This is a genomic window from Micromonospora sp. DSM 43699 (genome assembly GCF_055517075.1).
In genome coordinates this window covers 45,056-60,957 of the sequence record NZ_JBTMMT010000016.1, presented here as the reverse complement: position 1 = coordinate 60,957, position 15,902 = coordinate 45,056, and the positions used below count along the sequence as shown (strand labels likewise).

The following is a 15,902-nucleotide window of genomic DNA, read 5'->3' as shown; positions in this document are numbered from 1 at the left end:
GCTATCCCTTCAGTGAGCCCTGGATCAGGGCCTTGATGAACTGACGCTGGAAAATCAGGAAGACGATCAGGGTCGGGGTGAGGATCAGCAGCGATCCGGCGCACAGCAGCACCAGGTCGGTGCCCCACTGACCCTGGAACGCGCCGAGCGCGCCCGCCATCGTGCGCTTGGCCGGGTCGTCGACCAGGACGATGGCCAGCAGGAACTGGTTCCACGTCCAGAGGAACATCAGGATGGTCAGCGACGCGATGGCCGGTCGGGCGAGCGGCACCTGGACCCGCCAGAAGAGCTGCCAGGTGGTGCTGCCGTCCACCCGGGCCGCCTCGGACAGCTCCACCGGCACGTTGCTGAAGTGCGCCCGCATCCAGAACACCGCGAACGGCATGTAGAGGCCGATCAGCGGCAGGATGATCGCCCACCTGGTGTTGAGCAGACCGAGATCCTGCATCTGGTAGTAGAGCGGGGTGACCACCGCCTCGAACGGCAGGGTCAGCCCGAGCAGCAGCAGACCGAACACGATCCGGCCACCCGGGACCCGCAGCTGGCCCAGCCCGAACCCGGCCATGGTGGCGATCAGCACCGAGACCGGCACCACGCCGGCCACGATGAGCAGGCTGGAACGCAGCAGCGCGCCCATGTTCGCCACCGTGAAGGCGTCGGCGAAGTTGCCCCACTGCGGGTCCGACGGCCAGGCCAGGCCGCTGGGCACGGTGCCGCGCGGTTGCAGCGCCGCGGAGAGCATGCTGACGAACGGCAGCAGGGTGACCAGGATCAGGACGATCAGGAAGACCCGGCCGGTCAGGTTCTCACGCCGGCTGAGGTTCATGACTTGTCCCCTCGGGTCAGTCGCTGGATCGGCAGCACGCAGACCAGCACCAGCAGCATCAGCACGACGGCCAGCGCCGAGGCGAGCCCGACCTGCCGCTGCGAGAAGGCCAGCCGGTAGATCTCCAGGCCCGGCACGGTGGTCTGCAGGCCGGGGCCGCCGCTTGTCGAGATGTAGACGATGTCGAAGCTGGCCAGGGCGGCGATGATGGTCACCGTCAGGCAGACGCCGATCTCCTGGCGGAGGCTGGGCAGGGTGACGGCGAAGAACTCCCGGACCGGGCCGGCGCCGTCGAGGCGGGCCGCCTCGTACAGCGCCGGGTCGATCTTGCTCATCCCGGTGACCAGCAGGATCGTGCAGAGGCCGAGCAGGACCCAGGCGCCGATGACGCCGACGGCGGGCAGCGCGGTGTCGAAGTCACCGAGCCACGCGCGGGCCACCCCGCCCAGACCGACCGCGCGGAGCACCTGGTTGATCAGACCGTTGGTCGACAGCAGCCAGCTCCACGCGATGCCCGCCGCCACCAGGGGGATGACCTGGGGCAGGAACAGCACCGTCCGGACGACTGTGCCGAACGCGCCGGTGGTGATCCGGCGGACCAGGCTGGCCACCAGCAGGCCGAGCGCGACCGGGACGAAGCTGAAGAAGACGATCAGGACGAGCGCGTTACCGATGATCTTCAGCAGGTCACTGTCGGTGAAGACGGTGAGGTAGTTGTCAAGTCCCGCCCAGCGGGCCACCCCGATGCCGTTCCAGTCGTAGAACGAGTACTGGATGGTCAGCACGAGCGGACGCAGGACGAAGATCGCGTACATCACCACGGCGGGCAGGACGAAGAGCCAGCCCGTCCCGCCCGCGCGGGCCCACCGGAGTCGGTGGGCCCGCGCGGCGGACGGGTGGGTGGGACGATCCGGCGACGGTCGCGCGCCATCCCGCCCGGCCGGTGCGCTGCCGAGGGCAGACGTCATCGGGACAGTTCCTTCGCGTACTCGGCCTGGACCGCCTTCACGTACCCCTCGGGCGTCTGCTGACCGGCGATCAGCTTCTGCATCTCCGGCGTGATCGCGGCGGCGAAGATGCCACCTGTGGCGTTCGCGGTGAAGTCCACCGCGCCGTTCTCCTCGCCGAGCTGCTGCGACGCCTTGAGCGTCTCGGCCAGCACGGTGTTCGGCGCGGCGGTCGGCACGGCCAGGTCACTCGGGCCACCGGGGCTGGACCCGCCGAGCTTGACGGTGATCTCCCGGGCGGTGGCGTTGGTGTGCGCCCAGTTCAGGAAGAACGCGGCGGCGTCGGGGTTCTTGGCCTTGGCGCCGATGCCGAAGGTGTTCGGGGCGGACATCGCCACGTGCTTGCCACCTGCCGACTCGGTCGGGAACAGGAAGAAGCCCACATTGCCGGGCATCGACTTGTCGAGGTTGGCCGACTCCCAGTCGCCGTTGAACATGAACAGCCCGTTGTTCTTCTGGAACTCGCCCACCATGCTGGCGTAGTCCAGCGCGTTGGCGTCCTTCGGGAAGTAGCCGGCCTGGGCCCACTTCTGGATGGTCTGGGTGGCCTTGAGCGCGGCCGGGGTGTCGAACGTCGCGCCCGGCTTCTGGAAGATCCAGTCGGCCACCTGGGCCGGGTCACCGAACTGGTTCTGCAACGCCTGGTGCGGGAAGTTGATGCCCGCGGTGTTCTTGTTGAACTGCATGATCGGCTGGACCCCGGCGGTCTTGGCCTTGGCCAGGAGCTGCTCGAACTCGGCGATGGTGGCCGGCGGCTGGGTCATGCCGACCTGCTCGGCCAGCTTCTTGTTGTAGAACACCCCGGTCACGCTGTAGCCGAGGCCCATCCCCCACAGCGAGCCGGTGCCCCGGGTGGTGCCGCCGTCGCCGACCCGCAGCTGCACCAGCTGGGAGGCGGGGAACTTGTCCCAGCCGTACGCGTCGAAGTAGGGGTCGAGGTTCTTGAGCAGGTCGTCCTTGACCAGGTCGACCATGGTGGGGAGCCGGATGATGTCGGGCGAGTTGTCCGAGGCCATCACCCGGGGCGCGTTCTCCACGATGACCGTGAACTGGTCCTCGCGGATGTTGAACTTGACGTTCGGGTGCTGCTTGGTGAACTCGTCGGCCAGCGCTTTGGCCAGCGGGAAGCCGGTCTCGGCGTACATCTCCAGGGTGATCGGGTCGGTGCCGAGGTCGGTGCTGACGGCGGCGTCGGACCCGGTGCGCGGCGACTCGTCCGCCCCGGGTGCGCTACACGCCGTCGCCGCCAGCCCCAGCGCCAGCACGGGGGCCAGGAGCGCCGTCCGGCGGGGGAACTTTGTCAATGATGTAGCCAACTGAGGACTCCTTGACTCTTCCGCGCGTGCCCGACCGCGGTTCCTGCCGGCCCGTCAGACCGTCACGGTGGGTAACCAGCCACAACAGTACGTCGGGACCGGCGTGCCGCCGAAGCACGCGATGCCGCCACCCATGGCTGCGCCAGGAGGACGACCGAGGGTGCCGCCCGACCTGCCAGAAGTAGCCGCTAAACTGATTTAGCAGAGCATGCGCGCGGCAGCTTGAGCTGTCAAGGACAAAATTGCAACGGTCCGGAAACGTCTGGTTCACGCTCGACACCCGGTCCGGGCTACCGGTCCGGGCTGTCACCGACACCACGCCAGGTGACAGCGGGCACATGGCCACCGACACCACGCCAGGCGGCGGCCGACACCGGGCCGCGCGGGCCGACGCATCATGATGGGCGGGAGCGGTGCCCGTGGCGGCACCCTGATTCGGAGGACCGATGGGCCGCAACAGAGCAACCCTGGCCGACGTCGCGCGGCGGGCCGGGCTGTCCAAGACCGCCGCGTCGATGGTCCTCAACGGTCGGGAGGGCACCCGGCTCTCGGCCGAGGCGCACCAGCGCGTCTTCGCCGCCGCCGAGGAGCTCGGCTACCGACCCAACCTGGCGGCCCGCAGCCTGCGTACCCGCAAGACGGCCACCATCGCGTTCGTCTCCGACATCGTCGCCACCACCCGGTTCGCCGGCGGCCTCATCCGGGGTGCGCTCGACGCGGCCCGGGAGCGCGACCACGTGCTGCTCATCACCGAGACCCAGGGCGACGCCACCTTCGAGCAGTACGCCATCGAGGCCATGCTCGACCGGCAGGTCGACGGGGTGATCTACGCGGCGATGGCGACCCGCCGGCTGACCGTCCCGGCGGCCATCCTCGGTGGCCCGGTGGTGCTGCTCAACGCCACAAGCACAGGACCGGACAGCCTGCCCTGCGTGCTCCCCGACGACGAGCGGGCCGGCCGTACCGTGGCCACCACCCTGCTCGACCAGGGCCACCGGGACCGGATCGCGTTGATCGGCCGCAACCGGCTCAAGGAGGACGACGCCGAGGTCTCCCTCGCCGCGCGGGCCCGGTTGCGGGGCATCCACCAGGCGCTCGCCGACGCCGGGGTCGACCTGCTGACCGAGTGTTTCTGCGCCGAGTGGCTGCCCGAACACGGCTACGCCGCCATGCGCACGCTGCTGGGCCAGCCGGTCCGACCCACCGCGATCGTCTGCATGAACGACCGGCTGGCCTTCGGTGCCTACCAGGCGCTGGCCGAGGCCGGGCTGACCGTCCCGGACGACCTCTCGGTGGTGTCGTTCGACGACGACCCGATCGCCGCCTGGCTGCGTCCCGGCCTGTCCACCACCGCACTGCCGCACGAGCAGATGGGGCGGCGGGCGGTCGAGATCCTCCTCGACGGCGGCGACGCCGAAGCGTCCCTCGTCCCGATGCCGCTGCGGCGACGCAGGTCCGTGGCCGCCCCGGCCGGATAGGCCGCCCCAGCCCGACCACGCAGGCCGCCCGACCCGGTGCGGACACCCCCCGACCTGGCCGCTAAAACGATTTAGTGCTAACTTCCCGCCATGCTACGTCTACCCGACCACTGGGTGTGGGACAGCTGGTACGCCCGGGACGACGACGGCCGGTGGCACGCGTTCTTCCTGCGCGCCTCCCGCGCCCTGCACGACCCGCACCGCCGGCACCGCCGCGCCACGATCGGCCACGCCGTCTCGACCGACCTGCGCAGCTGGGAGCTGGTCGCCGACGCGATCGTCCCCGCCGACGCACCGAGCTGGGACGACCTCGCGACCTGGACGGGTTGCACGGTGCGCGGCCCGGACGGGCGGTGGTACCTGTTCTACACCGGGGTCGGCCGCGCCGAGGACGGGCTGGTCCAACGGATCGGTCTGGCCGTCTCCGACGACCTGACCACCTGGCACCGGCACGGCACCGGGCCGCTCGTCGAAGCCGACCCCACCTGGTACGAACTGCTCGACCGGACGCTCTGGTACGAGCAGGCCTGGCGCGACCCGTGGGTGTTCCCCGACCCGGACGGCGCCGGCTGGCACATGCTCGTCACCGCCCGGGTCAACACCGGGCCGACCGAATCCCGTGGTGTCGTCGGCCACGCCACCTCACCCGACCTGGTGAACTGGACCGTCCAGCCTCCGCTGTCGATCCCGGCCGGCTTCGGCCACCTGGAGGTGCCCCAGGTCGCCGTCGTCGACGGCCACCCCCTGCTGCTGTTCTCCACCGACGCCGCCGGCACCCGCCACGACGGCCACCGGATCTGGGTGGCACAGGGGCACGACGTGCGGGGCCCGTGGGACATCGCCTCGGCCCGACCGTTCCCGCACCCGCACCTGTACGCGCCCCGACTGGTAGCCGGTCCGGCCGGTGACTGGTCCCTCATCGGGTTCCTCGACCACGTCGACGGGGAGTTCGTCGGTGCGCTGAGCGACCCGCTGCCGGTACGCTACCGGACCTCGACCGGGCTCACCCCCGTCGACGCGCCGCCCGCCCGCCACCAGGGTCCGGTGCCGGGCGGGCGGCGACGGCCTACCGGCTAGACCCGGTTCCAGCGCTGGTTGGCCGCTGCGGTGCACGACCAGAGGAGCACTGTGGTGCCGTTGGCGGTGCCGTTGTTGTTCACGTCGAGGCAGAGGCCGGACTGCACGCCGCTGATCGTGCCGTTGGTGTTGAACGTCCACTGCTGGTTGGTCTGACCGTTGCAGTCCCAGAGCTGGACCTTGGTGCCGGCGGTGGCGTTGGTCGGGGCGTCCAGGCACTTGCCGAGGGACTGGAGGGTCTGACCGTTGGCCGTCCAGCGCTGGTTGGCGGCCCCGTTGCAGTCCCAGATCACCGGCTGGGTGCCGTTGGCGGTGTTGCTCTGCGGGACGTCCAGACAGCGACCGGAGGCGGCACTGGCCAGCGCGCTCGCGGTGGACGGCGGCGGCGTGGTCGGCGGGGCGGTGCCACCGCCGCTGACCCGGTACACCACAGTGCCGTGCGACGGCACACTCGCGGAGATGGTCCCGGTGCTGGTGGTGCTGGCGTTGGTCCAGGCGTCCACCAGGGTGAAGGAGGACCCGGACTTGCCGATGGCGGCGGCGGTCGTGGAGATCGTCGTCGTCGCGCCGCCCTGGTTGAACAGGGCCACCGCGACGTCCCCGTTGGCCAGCCGCTTGGCCAGCACCCGGCGGGTGCCGTCGAACGAGACCTGGCCGGCCTGCAACGCCAGTGCGTCCTGGTTGATGGCGACCAGGTTGGCGTTCTTGAGGATGGTCTGGGTGGCGGAGTTCATCGACCGGACGTCGTTGCCCGCGATCAGCGGCGAGGCCATGATCGCCCACATCGCGAAGTGGCTGCGCATCTCCGTGTCGGTCATGCCACCCCGGCCCACCTCCATCATGTCGGGGTCGGTGAACGCGCCGGGCTTCGCGTACGGGGCCAGCGGCACGTTGACGTCGATGATGTTCTGGATGCCCATCGGGTAGCCGTTGGTCTGGCCGCTGTTCCAGGTGTTGGTGATGTCCTCGGTGGTGCGCCACATGTTCGCCACGTCACCCCAGTTGCGCTGCGGGCCCGTCTTGGCGTGGATGCTGTTGGGGTTGATGCTGTAGACGATCGGCCTACCGGTGGCCGCCAGGGCGTCACGCATCTTGGCGAACGTGGCGACCTGCTGGTCGATGGATCCGTTCGGCGAGCACCAGTCGTACTTGAGGTAGTCGACGCCCCAGGCGGCGAACTGGCGGGCGTCCTGCACCTCGTGGCCCTGGCTGCCGGTGGCGCCGGGGTAGCTGTTGAAGTACTGCGCGCAGGTCTTGTCGACAGGCACCTGGTAGATGCCGAACTTCAGCCCCCGGGCGTGGATGTAGTCGCCGAGCGCCTTCATGCCCGACGGGAAGCGGGTCGGGTCACCCTGGATGTTGCCGGCGGAGTCCCGGTTGGGGTTGAACCAGCAGTCGTCGACCACGACGTACTGGTAGCCCAGATCCCGCATCCCGCTGCTGACCAGCGCGTCGGCCGTCTGCCGGATCAACGTCTCGTTGATGTTGCAGCCGAAGGTGTTCCAACTGTTCCACCCCATCGGCGGCGTCCGGGCCACCCCGTTCTCCAACGCCTGCGCCATCGGGGCACGTACGCCCACCAGGGCGGCGGCCAGGAGCAGACCGGCCACCGCCGCCCGCCCCCAACCCCGGGCTCGCACGAATCGCTTCACGAAGTCTCCAATCAGTGGCACCGCGTCGGGCGGGGCGCCGGAAGGCCGTCGACCCACACCATCGGTGTGAGCGCTAACAATGGCCCTCATGTTACGGAAGCGTTTCAACGCATTCAACTACTCCCATATGTTTATGGCTGACCCCACCCGAGATGGCCGGCCACGCGGAGCGGGGGAAGAGACCCGACGGGGCCCGTGATCCGGTCACTCCAACATGGAGCCATCATGGAGCTATCCTGGTTGCCTGACATCGCATACGCTGGCTCCATGCCCACTGGCTCCAGGCCCGGTCGGCGAGCACGCGGCGAGATCGAGGAACTGCCCAGCGGCTCGCTCCGGGTGCGGGTGTACGCCGGGATCGACCCGGTGTCGAAACGTCGGCGCTATCTCACTCGGACGGTGCCCGCCGGCCCGGTCGCGGCCCGGGACGCCGAAGCGCTCCGCATCCTGCTGCTCGACACGGTACGACGACAGCACGAGCGACCGGCCCCGGTGACCGGCGGACCGGTCGGCAACGGGACGGGTACCGACGGCACGGCGACCACCGTCCCCCCCGACGCCACCGTCCCCCCGGAAGCTGCCGTCCGCCCGGGAGCCGTCGAGCCACCCGGAGCCGTCGAGCCCCGCACCACCACCGTGCCGACCACCACGGTGCCGGCTACGACCGTCGTGCCCCCCACGTCCACTCCGGTCCCGGCGATCGGCGGGGCGACGGGGACGCAGCGGCGGGGTCGACGGCGGGGCGAGCCGACCCTGACCACCATCGCCGCGCTGGCGGACGTGTCGGCGCCCACGGTGTCGAAGGTCCTCAACGGCCGCTCGGGGGTCGCGGCGCAGACCCGCTCCCGGGTGGAGGCGTTGCTGCGCGAACACGGCTACCGCCGGCCGGAACTGGGCACGCCGAACGCCAGCGTCGAGGTGGTCTTCTACGGGATGCAGAGCAACCTGGCGGTGACGATCATGCAGGGGGTGCAGCAGGTCGCCGGGGCACATCAGTTCGCCGTCGGCTTCACCGACGCCCGCCGGCAGGTCTCCGAGGGGCGGTTCTGGGCTCGCGACCTGCTGGCCCGCCGTCCGACCGGGGTGATCGTGGTGCACCTCGGCTTCACCTCCGAGCAGCACGCCCTGCTGGTGGCGAGCACGATCCCGCTCGTGGTCCTCGACCCCACCGGCGAGCCGCCGCTGCACGCCGTCCCGTCGGTGACGGCGACCAACTGGAGCGGCGGGTTCGAGGCCGCCCGGCACCTGCTCGACCTCGGGCATCGACGGATCGGGGTGATCTCCGGCCCGACCGAGCGGCTGTGCGCCAGGGCCCGCCTGGACGGCGCACGGGCAGCCCTGGAGGCGGCCGGGGTCGGGCTGCCCGCGCGTTGGCTCCGCGTCGGCCCCTGGTTCTCCTTCGAGGACGGTCTGCGCCTGGGCGGGGAACTCCTGCGGCAGGATCCCGCGCCGACGGCGATCCTGTGCGGCAACGACCTGCAGGCCCTGGGGGTCTACGAGGCGGCCCGGTTGGCCGGTCGCCGGATTCCCCAGGACCTGAGCGTGGTGGGCTTCGACGACATCCCGTACACCACGTTGTGCGGACCGCCGATGACCTCGGTGCGGCAGCCGCTGGCCGAGATGGGGGCCGTCGCCACCCGGATGGTGTTGGCCCTGGCCGCCCACCAGAGTCTCGCCCAGACCCGGGTGGAGCTGGCGACCACGCTTGTGGTGCGGGACAGCACCGCCGTCGTGCGGGAGCGCTGACCCCCGGCGGGGGCGCTGACCCCCGGTCTGCCCGCGCCGGGGCTACCGGGGGGACCTCCTGGAAACCTGTCCTTGTCGTTACCGAACGATTTCGAGTAGCATCCGATTCGATCGATACGGCATGTCGTCATGAGGCGGCCTCCAGCGCACACGGCGCTCTCCAGCGCACACGGCGGTCTCCAGCACACGGCGGTCTCCAGCGCACGAGGCGGTTCCGGCTTCCACCGGTGGCGCACCGCCCGACGCCCATCTCGACGCGCCGGTCGATGTCATGGTTCACCGTCCGGGTCGGCGGGGCCGCCCCCGGCACGGGCGCGGGCCAGTGACCATCGAGGACCGAGGAAGGGACAGAGGCCACACGTTCACCGTCAGTTCGCGCGCCGCCTGCGATCCGTGATGACGAAAATCACGGTACGCGGACGACACTCGGTCACGTCGTCGACCCACCCGGGGCGACACGCCGCGTAGACTCTCGCTGATCCAGCGTTGTCCACGGCGTGTGCGCCCATGCCTTGTTCCTGACGTCCCTGCTCGGACGCCGGGCCGGGCCGCTTCGCCGTCAACGGGCTGCGGGGCGGACCGAGAGGTGTGGGATGACTGTGCGCGCTCCTGCGATGAGAGACGTGGCCCGCCTCGCCGGAGTCTCCCACCAGACCGTCTCGCGCGTCCTCAACGGCCATCCCCACGTGCGTGAACAGACCCGGCTGCGGGTGCAGGCCGCGATCACCGAGCTCGGCTACCGACCGAACCGGGCGGCCCGCACGCTGGTCACCGGCCGGTCACAGGTGCTCGGTGTGGTGGCGCTCAACACCACTCTCTACGGCCCGGCGTCGCTGCTCTCCGCCTTCGAGCTCGCCGCCGCCGAGGCGGGGTTCGCCGTCAGCGTGGGCAGCGTCCGCAACCTGGACCGCACCTCCATCACCGCCGTCGTCGAGCGGCACCTGGCGCACCGGGTGGCCGGCATCGTGGTGATCGCCCCGGTGGAGTCCGCCGGCGAGGCGCTGGAGTGCCTGCCCACCCACATCCCCCTGGTCACCGTGGACGGCGACCCCCGCCGACAGGTGCCACTTGTCACCATCGACCAGGTGGAGGGCGGGCGGTTGGCCACCCGGCACCTGCTCGACGCGGGCCACCGGACCGTCTGGCACGTGTCCGGCCCGGCCGACTGGTTCGACAGCGCGGGGCGGATCGCCGGCTGGCGGGAGACGTTGCAGGCGGCGGGAGCGGAGGTTCCCCCGGTGCTCCAGGCGGACTGGTCCGCCGCCTCCGGGTACCGCTGCGGGCAGATGCTGGCCCGCAGCCCGGAGGTGACCGCCATCTTCACGGCCAACGACGATCTCGCCCTCGGCGTGCTGCACGCGCTGCACGAGCACGGTCGGCGGGTGCCGGAGGAGGTCAGTGTGGTCGGCTTCGACGACGTCCCGGACGCCCCGTACTTCATCCCACCGTTGACCACCGTCCGGCCGGACTTCGACACCGTGGCGGAGGCCAGCCTCGGCCTGCTGTTGACGCAGATCGACGCGGGCGTCGACCACACGTTGCGGCAGACCATCTCCCCCACCCTGATCACCCGGGACAGCGTCGCTCCACCCCGGTGACGGGCGGGCGGACGCCGCGCCCGCCCGCCGTGCCGACCGCCCCGGATCAGGCGAACTCCGCACGCTGGCCGCCATCTATGGACAGTGCCCAGTGTTAACGTTAACGTAACGACAATCGTCGATCCTCGGGAACGAATCCGGGCCGTCCCGGTGACCTCCCGTCGGGTCCCGGGGGCCACGGCCGACGCCGTCGCGGCGGGCGGTGCCGGTCGCAGGCGGCCGGCGCAGAGCGGTCCGAGGCACCAGGACCGCCGCCTGCGGCAGCCGGGGCGGTGCGTCGCGGACGCTCGCACACCCGAGGGCCGACGGTCGGAACCGACGCCCGCACCACACCTCGGCGCGGCGATCACACTCCGGAAGAGAGGCCACCGATGAAGGGCAGTCTGCGCGCCGCGCTGGCAGCCGTCGTCCTCGGTATCGCGGCGACCACCGTCCTGATGACGGCGCAGCCCGCAACCGCGGCGACCCTGACCAGGGTGACGGGTTTCGGCAACAACCCCACCAATCTCAACATGTACCTGTACGCGCCGAGCACGCTGGCGGCCCGACCGGCGCTGCTGCTCCTGGTGCACTACTGCGGGGGCTCGGCCAGTGGGATCTTCAACGGCAACGGACACGACTACGTGACCGCCGCCGACCGCTACGGTTACCTCATCGTCGTACCCGAGGCCACCCGCAGCGGGAACTGCTTCGACGTCTCCACCCCGGCCGCGCTCACCCGCAACGGGGGCGGCGACTCGACCGGGATCATGTCGATGGTCGCGTACGCGCGGCAGCGCTACCCGGTCGACCCGGCCCGGATCGTGGTCTCCGGCTTCTCCTCCGGCGCGATGATGACCAACGTGCTCGCGGCGCAGTATCCCGACGTCTTCACGGCAGCGTCGGCGTTCTCGGGAGTGCCCGCCGGTTGTTTCGCCACCACCGACGGATCGCTGTGGAACAGCAGGTGCTCCGGCGGTAACGTGATCAAGACGGCGCAGCAGTGGGGCGACCAGGCCCGCGCGATGTACCCCGGATACTCGGGCCGCTACCCCCGGATGCAGCTGTGGCACGGAGCCACCGACACCACCCTGGCGTACCCCAACTTCGGCGAAGAGATCAAGCAGTGGACCAACCTGCACGGGTTGAGCACCACGCCCACCCTCACCGACCGCCCGCAGTCCTCCTGGACGCGCACCCGGTACGGCGGGACGGGCCCGCAGGCCCCAGTCGAGGGGATCAGCATCGCCGGGGTGGGTCACCAACTGCCGATGGCCGGCCAACTCGCGTACGCCATCACCTTCCTCGGCCTGGACGGCACCGCGCCGTCGCCCACCCCCACCCCGACGCCGACAGCCACCCCGACGCCGACGCCGACGGTCACCCCGACCCCCACCTCGACCCCGACGCCCACGCCGACGTCGTCGCCGCAGTCAGGGGCCTGCCGGGTCACCGACACGATCAGCGCGTGGAACAGCGGGCTGACCGCGAGCATCACCATCGTCAACACCGCGACCACCACGCTCAACGGATGGTCCCTGGGGTTCACCCTCCCCGCCGGGCAGGTCATCACCGGCGGCTGGAGTGCCAGCTACTCGCCGAGCAGCGGCCAGGTCACCGCCACGAACGTCAGCTACAACGGCACGCTCGCCCCGGGCGCGGCGACCACGATCGGCTTCCAGGCCACCCACACCGGCAACGCCGCCGCCCCCACGGCGTTCACCCTGAACGGTGCGACCTGCGTGGTCGCCTGACCCGCCGTACCCACCCGCGTCCGTCGTCCCCGCGCGCCCACCATCGTCCCCGCGCGGCGTCCAGCGTCGACCCGTCCACCGCTCTGCCGGGACGCAGCGCACCGTCCACCCACCACCGGGAGATCCCGTGCGAGAGACCCGATTGCTCCGCCGACGGCCGGCGCTGGTCGCCGCCGCCACCCTCATGCTCGTCACCGCCGCAGCCGTCCAGACATCGGCATCGGCGGCCGCCGCCGGATGTCAGGTCAGCTACTCCGTCGGCTCGTCCTGGCAGGGCGGCTTCAGTGCCAACGTCACAGTCACCAATCTCGGTGACGCGATCAGCGGATGGCGGCTGGTCTGGAGTTACACCGCAGGGCAGACCATCACCCAACTGTGGAACGGCAGCTACGCCCAGGCCGGCGCTCAGGTCACCGTCACCAACGCCAGCTACAACGCCGCGATCCCCACCAACGGCACCGCGAGCTTCGGCTTCAACGGGGCCTGGACCGGCAGTAATCCCGCCCCGGCCTCGTTCAGCCTGAACGGCACCACCTGCACCGGAGGGGTGAACCCGACCACCCCGCCGCCGACCACCGGCCCACCGCCGACCACGCCACCGCCGACCACCCCGCCCCCGACCACCCCACCGCCCGGCACCAGCCAGCCGTGTGACATCTACGCCGCCGGTGGCACCGCCTGCATCGCGGCGCACAGCACCACCCGGGCGCTCTACGCCGCCTACAACGGCTCGCTCTACCAGGTGCGCCGGTCCTCGGACAACACCACCAGGAACATCGGTGTGCTCTCGCCCGGCGGACGGGCCAACGCCGCCGGCCAGGACAGCTTCTGCGCGAACACCAACTGCGTCATCACGATCATCTACGACCAGTCCGGACGCGGCAACAACCTCGGCTACCAGGGGGCCGGCGGCGTCGGTGGCGCCGTCCAGCCGGCGGTCGCGAACAAGGAGTCGGTGACGGTCGGCGGCGACAAGGTGTACTCGCTCTACATCCCCGGCAAGAGCAGTTACTGGCGCGACGGTCACCTGACCGGGGTGCCGACCGGGGCCGCGCCGGAGGGCATGTACATGGTCACCAGCGGCACCCACGTCAACAGCGGTTGCTGCTTCGACTACGGCAACAGCGAGACCACCCGTCGCGCCGACGGCACCGGCGCGATGGACGCGATCTACTTCGGCACCAGCTGCTGGTTCGGTGGCTGCTCCGGCTCCGGGCCCTGGGTGCAGGCCGACCTGGAGTACGGCCTCTACCCGGGCGGCAGCAGTTCCTGGAACTCCAACCAGCGGGCGTTCACCAGCAAGTTCGTCACCGCCACCCTGAAGAACAACGGCACCTCGCGCTTCGCCATCAAGGGCAGCAACGCCCAGTCCGGCAGCCTCTACACCCTCTACGACGGCTCGCTGCCGCGCGGCTACAGCCCGATGAAGAAGCAGGGCGCGATCATCCTGGGCAGCGGCGGGGACTGCTGCATCGACAACACCAACCAGAGCGTCGGCACGTTCTACGAGGGGGCGATGGTCGCCGGCTACCCGTCGGACGCGACCGAGAACGCGGTCCAGGCGAACATCACCGCCGCCGGCTACCGCTGATGCGACGACCCGAGGAGGTTCGATGGACCACCGCACCGTACGACCGGCAGTCCGACGGACGGCCGTCCTGCTGGCCGCGATGCTGGTGCTCGTGACCGGTCTGGTCGGCACCCCGTCACCGGAGCCGGCACGGGCCTGGGACAACGGCGTCGCCGACACCCCGCCGATGGGCTGGAACAGTTACGACTCGTTCAACTGGAGCGTCACCGAGGCCGACGTCCGGGCCAACGCCGACTACATGGGCGCGAACCTGCGGCAGTACGGCTGGCAGTACATCGTCGTCGACTGGGCCTGGTACTTCCCCGGGCAGCACAACGGCAGCCCCAACCAGGACGCCAACCTGCAACCCCGGCTCCGGATGGACGGCAACGGCCGGCTGCTGCCCGACACCACCCGGTTCCCGTCGGCGACCGGCAGCAACGGGTTCAAGCCGCTTGCCGACCACGTGCACGCGCAGGGGCTGAAGTTCGGCGTACACCTGATGCGGGGGATTCCCCGGCAGGCGGTCGCGGACAACGTGCCGATCCTCGGCACCTCCTGCCGGGCCAACCAGATCGACGCCGGCAACAGCGCGGCCTGGCTCAACCTGATGTGGGGGCTGGACATGACCAACCCCTGCGCCCAGGCGTACCTCGACTCGGTGTTCCAGCTGCTGGCCTCGTGGGGCGTCGACTTCGTGAAGATCGACGACATCGCCGCGCCTACCTACCGGCAGTCGGAGGTCGACGGATACCGGCTGGCGATCCAGCACAGCGGCCGACCGATGGTGCTGAGCCTGTCGCCGGGCGCGACGCCGCTGTCCGCCGGACCGCACGTGCAGAACAACGCGCACATGTGGCGGATCGTCAACGACCTGTGGGACAACTGGTCCTCCCTCGACGCCCTCTTCGACCAGCTCCGCAACTGGACGCCGTACCGCAAGACCGGTGCCTGGCCCGATCCGGACATGATCCCGATCGGTCGGCTGTCCAAGTACGGCCCGGTCGGCTCGCCGCGGTACTCGAACCTCACCGCGGACGAACAGCGCACCCTGATGACGCTGTGGGTGATCAACCGGGCGCCGCTGATGTGGGGCGGCAACCTGGTGGAGAACCGGGCGGCGGAGCTGGCGCTGATGACCAACAGCGCGGTGCTCGCGGTCGACCAGCGCAGCGCCAGCAACCGGCAGCTCACCGGCGGCACCCGGCAGGTGTGGGTCGCCGACGTGCCGGACAGCACCGACCGGTACGTCGCGCTGTTCAACCGGGAGGGTGCGGCGGCCACCGTGTCGATGAACCTGGCCGACCTCGGCATCGGCTCGGCCACCGCGACCGACCTCTGGTCCGGCGCGGCCCTCGGCACCTCGACCGGGACGTTCAGCCGCTCGTTGCCCGCCCACGGCGCCGGGCTCTACCGGTTGACGCCCCAGACCACAACCCCGACGCCGACGACGTACACCCTGACGGCGCAGCACAGCGCCAAGCTGTTGGACGTCAGCAACGCCGGTACGGCCGACGGCACCAACGTCGTGCAGTGGACCGCGAACGGTCAGGCCAACCAGCGGTGGCGGTTCCAGGACGCCGGTGCTGGCTATTACACGGTGACCAGCGGCAACAGCGGCAAGTGCCTCGACGTCTCCGGCGGTGCCGGCACGACCGCGGACGGTGCCCGGGTGGTGCAGTGGACCTGCAACGGCGGCACCAACCAGCAGTGGCGACTCCAGGACGTCGGTGACGGTCAGGTGCAACTGGTCGCCCGGCACAGCAACAAGTGTCTCGACGTGCTCAACGCCGGCCTGACCGACGGGGTGCAGGTCGTGCAGTGGACCTGTGGCACCGGCGCGAACCAGCGGTGGCGGCGTACGCCGGTATGACGGGGAGGAACCGGTCTCGTACCGGG

At 70.6% G+C, this 15,902-nt stretch carries 11 protein-coding genes; 7 read left to right on the top strand and 4 right to left on the bottom strand.

Translation table 11 applies throughout. The features are described from left to right. Position 1 precedes the first annotated feature (1 nt). The 3 genes from AC0AIB_RS11205 to AC0AIB_RS11195 are packed head-to-tail and all read right to left on the bottom strand — an operon-like array spanning position 2 to position 3,137. Positions 2–826, bottom strand: coding sequence for a carbohydrate ABC transporter permease (locus tag AC0AIB_RS11205; protein WP_328347923.1), 825 nt, complete (start codon positions 824–826; stop codon positions 2–4). After that, a complete protein-coding gene (locus AC0AIB_RS11200; RefSeq protein ID WP_328347925.1) occupies positions 823–1,794 on the bottom strand; it encodes a carbohydrate ABC transporter permease in 972 nt (323 codons plus the stop codon). Before AC0AIB_RS11200 ends, AC0AIB_RS11205 begins: the two co-directional genes overlap by 4 nt. Continuing rightward, complete coding sequence (locus AC0AIB_RS11195; RefSeq protein ID WP_328347927.1) at positions 1,791–3,137, bottom strand: ABC transporter substrate-binding protein; 1,347 nt, start codon at positions 3,135–3,137, stop codon at positions 1,791–1,793. The genes AC0AIB_RS11200 and AC0AIB_RS11195 overlap by 4 nt, the downstream gene beginning before the upstream one ends. 458 nt (positions 3,138–3,595) lie before the next feature. Between AC0AIB_RS11195 and AC0AIB_RS11190 the strand changes: the two genes are divergently transcribed. Further along, positions 3,596–4,627, top strand: coding sequence for a LacI family DNA-binding transcriptional regulator (locus AC0AIB_RS11190; RefSeq protein ID WP_465096550.1), 1,032 nt, complete (start codon positions 3,596–3,598; stop codon positions 4,625–4,627). 90 nt (positions 4,628–4,717) lie between these two features. After that, positions 4,718–5,704, top strand: coding sequence for a family 43 glycosylhydrolase (locus AC0AIB_RS11185; protein ID WP_328347931.1), 987 nt, complete (start codon positions 4,718–4,720; stop codon positions 5,702–5,704). Here AC0AIB_RS11185 and AC0AIB_RS11180 read toward each other — a convergent pair. Beyond that, entirely contained in the window at positions 5,701–7,266 is a 1,566-nt protein-coding gene (locus AC0AIB_RS11180; RefSeq protein ID WP_328348825.1) for a glycoside hydrolase family 27 protein, read from the bottom strand. The two genes, AC0AIB_RS11185 and AC0AIB_RS11180, sit on opposite strands and share 4 nt — an antisense overlap. Positions 7,267–7,623: 357 nt before the next feature. On the opposite strand from AC0AIB_RS11180, the gene AC0AIB_RS11175 reads away from it, so the two are divergent. The 5 genes from AC0AIB_RS11175 (at position 7,624) to AC0AIB_RS11155 (ending at position 15,876) form a co-directional block, all read left to right on the top strand. Next, positions 7,624–9,102, top strand: coding sequence for a LacI family DNA-binding transcriptional regulator (locus AC0AIB_RS11175; RefSeq protein ID WP_465096549.1), 1,479 nt, complete (start codon positions 7,624–7,626; stop codon positions 9,100–9,102). Between the two features lie 614 nt (positions 9,103–9,716). Continuing rightward, complete coding sequence (locus AC0AIB_RS11170; RefSeq protein WP_328347935.1) at positions 9,717–10,700, top strand: LacI family DNA-binding transcriptional regulator; 984 nt, start codon at positions 9,717–9,719, stop codon at positions 10,698–10,700. Between the two features lie 371 nt (positions 10,701–11,071). Beyond that, a complete protein-coding gene (locus tag AC0AIB_RS11165; protein ID WP_328347937.1) occupies positions 11,072–12,433 on the top strand; it encodes an extracellular catalytic domain type 1 short-chain-length polyhydroxyalkanoate depolymerase in 1,362 nt (453 codons plus the stop codon). Positions 12,434–12,617: 184 nt separating this feature from the next. Continuing rightward, a complete protein-coding gene (locus AC0AIB_RS11160) occupies positions 12,618–14,024 on the top strand; it encodes an arabinofuranosidase catalytic domain-containing protein (RefSeq protein WP_465096569.1) in 1,407 nt (468 codons plus the stop codon). Positions 14,025–14,046: 22 nt separating this feature from the next. Further along, the gene (locus tag AC0AIB_RS11155) at positions 14,047–15,876 is read left to right on the top strand and encodes an RICIN domain-containing protein (RefSeq protein ID WP_465096548.1); all 1,830 of its coding nucleotides are present in this window, start codon (positions 14,047–14,049) and stop codon (positions 15,874–15,876) included. The last annotated feature ends 26 nt before the right edge of the window (positions 15,877–15,902 follow it).